1 pseudogene is annotated in these 713 nt (G+C 75.5%); it reads right to left on the bottom strand.

Going from position 1 to position 713, the window contains the following annotated elements:
* Nucleotides 1–114 precede the first annotated feature (114 nt).
* Nucleotides 115–713, bottom strand: a pseudogene (locus QZH66_RS17625) (hypothetical protein); the annotation flags it as partial.

The raw sequence follows: 713 nt of genomic DNA, 5'->3' as shown, positions 1-713 counted from the left end.
CGGCCAGCCGCAGCGCCCAGGCGCTGGCGGCGGCTGCCAGCGGCAGCCCGCTGAGCAAGGTGATCGCGGCACGGCGCCGGCGCGCGCGCTGCCACAGCCGCCCCATCACGGTACTCATGGCCGCGCTCCACGCCGCGCCGAGGTCGCCCGCCAGCGCTCCAGCCCGAACAGCAGGGCGATGGCCCACAGCAGCCAGGGCGACAGGTCGCGCGGCGCTTGCGTCCAATGGACGTCACCGCGCAACGGCGCGTGGGCGGCGGCGTCCACCCGTGCCGGTGCCGCAGCCGGTTGCAGCTGCGCGCGCAGCCGCTGCGGGAAGTCGGGCTCCAGCACTGCCGGCATCACCGCGGGCCGCAGCTCGCGGGTGAAACGCAGCACCCGGCCGCGCCCTTGGGCGGCCTGTTCCAGCAGTGGATGGCCGCCGCTGTCATGCCAGTCGCTGGCGAAGAAGGTGAGCCCGGGATGCGGCGTGCGGGCGTCCAGCAACAGGGTGCCGCCGTCGTTCACCCATTGCTGGACGGCTGCCGGCGGAGCGGTGGCGGCCAGCCATGCCAGCGTCGCCGTTGCCGGCAACGCCGGCACCGGTGCCGGTTGGCTGGCGGGTGCGATGTCGACGGGGACGGCGCCGGTGTGCGGCTGCCAGGCGACTGCGGCCGCGCGCAGGTAACGCAGTGCGGATGTGCCGGCGTCATCGTGGCGGATCACCAGCGTCG

The sequence above is a fragment of the Stenotrophomonas sp. YIM B06876 genome (assembly GCF_030711595.1).
Classification (GTDB): Bacteria; Pseudomonadota; Gammaproteobacteria; order Xanthomonadales; family Xanthomonadaceae; genus Stenotrophomonas.
The sequence above is the reverse complement of the archived record's forward strand: the minus strand, read 5'-3'. Positions and strand labels throughout refer to the sequence as shown.